Here is a 5379-nt window from a genome sequence, read left to right on the forward strand (position 1 = left end):
GAGAATTTGAAAATAAAGAAGAACTGGAAAAAGTAGTCAATCAGCTTTTAAATGAAGGGGGATTGATTATTAAATGGAGTAGAAAACTTAAAAATAAGGGTAATGCTGTCAATGTAACTTAAATGCGTAAAAGCTTATCTACAATTACGAACTTCGTTACCGACAAAAGGATATATCTTGATTACTTTTGCAAGAGATCTATTGTAACAATGGTCGCCAAACTCCCAGGTAGTTCGGTCAAGACTCAACACCCAAGGTTGGGGGAGCTTCATCCAACTCACAACAATTTTGGCAATTTAGGAGTAATCTAGCTCAAATCATCGAAAAAAGGGTTGTAATCTTTTGTAGTTAGACTCTTTCAGAGCTTTACCTCCAAATCCAACTGCTAACTCCCTCAGATTGACGGTTTTGACTTTGATTAAGGCTAGTAGGAATAGTGCCAGAAACGAAATTCTGGCACCATACCATCCGAGATGGGGTTGAAGGGCTTGCTTTAAGGCACTATACTGGTTCATAGGGTTTTGGAGATTGGTTCTATTTCTCATCAAACCCTACTCCCGCCTACTTTAAAATCTTTTAAACCGCATCCACAGGGAAACCCGTAGTTTGGCTTTTTCGGCTATGATCCTTGCATAGCAATACTTTTAAGGGTTAATGGCCTGCCCGTGAAATTCCAGTTCTCTAGCTGGTTGCGGTTTATATCCTTAAAAGTGTCCCGAAGTCAATCTCAGCTTTAGATGTCATATTCCTTACTCTATAAGGGTTTGAGGCTATTTTAACTAGATACCATGTTTGGACAAATTCCCAAATTATTCTCAAGCTATACTGGCATACTAGATGCGGTCTAATACAGTTATCCCTTGACTATTTGATTAATGATGAACAACCAACAAAACGGGGCTTTGAAAACCCAAAGCCAAGGAAATCTACCAGTTTTTGCTCAACCAGCTTTTATCCCCTCCCCGACGCAGGAAGAAGAGGAACTCAACCTGCGTCAAGTCCTTTCTGTGGTCAAGCATCGCTGGTTGATAATCGCTGGCATCACCCTAGGAGTAACAGGTGCGATCGCTACTTGGACTTTCTTAAAAACCCCTATCTATCAAGGTAGATTCCTGCTGCTCATCGGTCAACCGATTGAGGAAAATAAAAGTTCTTCCAGACTGGCAGCCCAAGATATCCTACCTCAGCTAGGTGGTGAAGACATCGATTATGATACCCAAATCGCTGTTTTAACCAGTCCTCAACTTCTTAACCCCATCCTTAGTAAAATAACCCCTAAGTATCCCGATTTTACCTACAGTGATTTAATTGGTGAAACTGGCAAATCTGATCTCAAAATTAGTCGATTAAAAAAGACGAAAGTTTTAGAAATTTCCTATCAAGATGCGGAACCGGAAAAAATTAAGCTGGTTTTAGATAATTTAGCCCGTCATTACCTAAACTATAGTTCTCAGGAACGGAAGACCGAAATTAATCAAGGCTTAGATTTTGTTAACGCTCAATTGCCCGTGCTGCGGGAACGAGTTAATTCTCTACAAAAACAAATGCAGCAATTCCGGCAGCAATACAATTTCCTGGATCCCGATAAAGAGGCGACTCGTTTATCACAACAGTTAACCACTACTGAACAAGATCATCGGGCAGCCCAAGTCGCCCTTAACGAAATTAACTCTCGCTATCAAGCTTTACAGCAACAGGTGGGATTAGACCCTAATCAAGCAATTATCGCTACTTATCTCAGTGAATCTCCCGGTTATCAAGATTTGCTCCAGCAGTTGCAAGAAGTGGAAGTGGAATTGGCGAAACAATCGGCAGTTTTTGCCAAGGATAGCCCGATAATCGCCACCCTAGAGGAAAAACGGGCTAATTTACTGCCCCTACTGCAAAACGAAGCCCAGAGAACCCTAGGGGAAAAACTGCCCCAGACAGTGGGTAATTCCCCGGCTTTGGTATCACGGAGCGCTCTGCGGGTAGAATTAACCCAGCAATTGGTGGAGGCCGCTAACAGTCGCCAAACCCTAGAAATTAAGGTAAAATCCCTTGCCCAAGCCCTCGAACAACAGAAAGCCTCGGTCAAAAATCTGGCGGTTTTAGCCCGTCGTTATACGGATTTGCAGCGAGAATTGGAAATTGCCACCACCAGTCTCGGCCGTTTTCTGGAGGAACAACAAAAACTCCAACTCAAGGTGGCACAACAGGTCGTCCCTTGGCAATTGATCGCTCCTCCAGAAGTAGAGGAAGAATTCGTTTCTCCTAAACCCGTGCGAAATCTGGCTTTAGGGGTTATTGGTGGCCTGTTACTAGGCCTAGGGGCGGCCTTTTTAGCTGAAAGATTAGACCCCGTTCATCACAGTGCAGATGAACTAAAAGAAGATGCCAAGCTACCCCTTTTAGGCGCAATTCCCTGGCAAAAAGACCTAGGTACGATCGAAAAAGTGATCACCGCCGCCCTACCCCAGTTAACAGTCGGCGATCGCAAAATCACTATCCCTAATAGTACCCCAAAATCAGCCAACGAAAACCCCTACTACTATAATTTCTCCCCCTTCTCGGAGGCTTTCCACACTCTTAACACCAATATTCGCCTCCTCGGTTCCGATTCCCCCCTCAAGTCCCTCGTGATTAGTTCTTTATCACCGGGAGATGGTAAAACCACCATGGCAATAAATATCGCTAAGGCTGCCGCTCGTATGGGACAAAGAGTCTTATTGGTGGATGCCGACCTGCGACGACCCCAGATTCACCAGCGACTTAATCTCGATAACGACCACGGCCTTAGTAATGTCCTCGCCGAGGGTCTCGATTGGAACGAGGCCGTTCAATCCCTACCCCGCTACGAGAATTTATCGATTCTTACCGCCGGTTCAATTCCCCCGGATCCCACCCGCTTGCTTTCTTCCCAGAGAATGCAGGAGATGATCTCGCAATTACAGCAAGACCACGCCTTCGATCTAATTATCTACGATCTACCACCTCTCGCCGCTTTTGCCGATGCGAAAATTCTCGCCGCCATGGCCACTGGCCTAATTCTCGTCACCAAACTGGGCAAAACCGATCGCTTTGCGCTTAAAAATCTGCTGGAAGATCTGAGATTATCCCACATTTCCGTGTTAGGTTTAGTGGCTAATAATGTTAGTCGGAAAGACCACAATTATCGTTACTATGGCCATTACTACGGCAAAAGATAATTAAATCCCATCCCAGTTACTATTTATCGGTTATCAACTTTTAATTGATGTTAAATGCGGGTTTTAATTTGGTATCGCAATGATCTGCGAGTTCACGATCACGAGGCAATTTATCAAGCTGTTCAAGAACAATTAGAGATAATTCCCTTCTATTGTTTTGATGAGCGTCAATTTGGTTTTACTTCCTACGGGTTTCCAAAAACTGGCAAGTTCCGGACTAAATTTTTATTAGAAAGCGTAGCAAATTTACGACAATCTCTGGAAAGTTTAGGCGGTAATTTAATTATCCGACGGGGAAAACCAGAAGAACTTATCCCGCAATTAGTTCAAGAATTGCAGATAGCCAAGGTTTATTATCATCAAGAGGTAACAGCAGAGGAATTAGCGGTAGAAAAAGCGGTAAATAAGGCTTTATCCGGGGTTCCTGTGCAGATAAAAACTTTTTGGACAGCCACTTTATATCATCCTGATGATTTACCTTTTACCCTTAATCAATTACCAGAATTATTTACTAATTTTCGTAAACAAGTAGAACGTCATTGGGAGATAAGAGCAACTTATCCCACGCCGAAAAAGTTGACAAAATTGCCTAAAATAGAGTTGGGAAATCTTCCTAGTTTAAACGATTTAGGCTTAACAGAACTAATTCTAGACTGGCGAGGTGTTTTGTCGTTTCAAGGGGGTGAAATGGCAGGAAAATCACGGGTTAAGGAATATATTTGGGATAGTGATTCCTTAAAAACCTATAAGGAAACCCGCAATGAAATGTTAGGGACTAATTATTCCTCAAAATTCTCAGCTTGGTTAAGTTTTGGCTGTCTTTCCCCCCGTTATATCTATGAGGAAGTACAAAAATATGAACAAACAAGAGTAAAAAATGACTCTACCTATTGGCTGATTTTTGAATTATTATGGCGAGATTTTTTCCGATTTATTTGCAGTAAACACGGTAATAAAATCTTCTATAAATCTGGTTTGCAAGAACTTTATTTACCTTGGCTAGAAGATTGGGAAAGATTTAATCTCTGGTGTGAGGGAAAAACCGGTTATCCCCTTGTAGATGCTAATATGAGAGAATTAGCCGCTACAGGATTTATGTCGAATCGTGGCCGGCAAAATGTCGCTAGTTTTTTGAGCAAAAATCTCGGTATTGATTGGTGTATGGGAGCAGAATGGTTCGAGTCGTTATTAATTGATTACGATGTCTGTAGTAATTGGGGTAATTGGAATTACACTGCTGGTGTCGGCAATGACGCGCGAGGATTTCGTTATTTTAATATCCCTAAACAGTCGAGAGATTATGATCCCAAAGGTGATTATTTACGTCACTGGTTGCCCGAATTAGCCCTAATAAAAGGCGATAAAATTCACGAACCTTATAAATTATCTCCAGAGGAACAAAAGCGTTATGGTGTGATTTTAGGGGTTAATTATCCTCGTCCCATTGTCGATTTTTTTCAATCCATCAAACACAAGGAAAAAATTTATCTTCAGCATTTCAGGGAACAGTAATCAGTAATCAGTAATCAGTAATCAGTGGACTTCTACCTAATATTGTCTCAAGAATAAAATTATTTCTAGACAAGAAACTTACCCAAATAAAAATTATTTTTATTGCCCCGTATTTTTTCAGTCAAATTGAATGAACAACGATAGATATACATTTCAGTCCTAAGTAGGGTTTGCTGAATAATGGTAAAACTCTTTTAAAATAAGGCTTTTGACCTGTTAAAATCCGATGTTCATGCTGCGAAAATCGGATTAAGACCTTCAAAAACCTTGCATTATCCTTCTTTTAGTACATAAACTGGTATAAAAAAAGAGGGCAACAAAGCCTGAAACGACCGGCTACTGACGACCGACGACCGACTCCTAACCCCACCAACAAACTTTTTCAGCAAACCCTAAGTACAGGACAAAAATTGTAGAGAATGAAGAAAATTCCGATAATTGGACAAAGAAGGGTTAGGAGTTCAGAAGTGGCATGACCACAGTGGAAATGCTGATAGAGGAGAACAACTTAAAGGACACCACTGGGCAATTCTTGGGTTAATTAGGGCTTGCTGAAAAAGTCATTGAAAAGTACAGGTCTCTTAATCAATGATTTCACTTAGCTACAAGCATAAGCTTTAGTTGTTGATTAATTTTTAAGTTATAACTTATCCTAATCATTGACCGAGAAAAAGTGCTG

At 41.3% G+C, this 5379-nt stretch carries 2 protein-coding genes and 2 pseudogenes; 3 read left to right on the forward strand and 1 reads right to left on the reverse strand.

The genetic code is table 11. The features are described 5' to 3' along the window. Window positions 1-122, forward strand: a pseudogene (locus tag O9300_RS09940) (IS630 family transposase); the annotation flags it as partial. Window positions 123-200: 78 nt separating this feature from the next. On the opposite strand, the pseudogene O9300_RS09945 reads toward O9300_RS09940, so the two are convergent. Then, window positions 201-515: pseudogene (locus O9300_RS09945) on the reverse strand (IS4 family transposase); the annotation flags it as partial. A gap of 360 nt (window positions 516-875) precedes the next feature. Here O9300_RS09945 and O9300_RS09950 point away from each other — a divergent pair. Then, on the forward strand, window positions 876-3188 hold the full coding sequence (locus O9300_RS09950; protein WP_287971496.1) for a GumC family protein: 2313 nt from the start codon (window positions 876-878) through the stop codon (window positions 3186-3188). A 54-nt stretch (window positions 3189-3242) separates the two neighbouring features. After that, window positions 3243-4700: a DASH family cryptochrome gene (locus tag O9300_RS09955; protein ID WP_287971498.1), complete on the forward strand. Its 1458-nt coding sequence runs from the start codon at window positions 3243-3245 to the stop codon at window positions 4698-4700. Window positions 4701-5379 lie beyond the last annotated feature (679 nt).

This window comes from Microcystis sp. LE19-195.1E (genome assembly GCF_027532095.1).
Taxonomy (GTDB): Bacteria; Cyanobacteriota; Cyanobacteriia; order Cyanobacteriales; family Microcystaceae; genus Microcystis; species Microcystis aeruginosa.

Bases quoted from the DNA above. Each gene is read 5' to 3' on its own strand.
- O9300_RS09955 (WP_287971498.1), top strand. From the start codon at position 3,243: ATGCGGGTTTTAATTTGGTATCGCAATGATCTGCGAGTTCACGATCAC.
- O9300_RS09950 (WP_287971496.1), top strand. From the start codon at position 876: ATGATGAACAACCAACAAAACGGGGCTTTGAAAACCCAAAGCCAAGGA.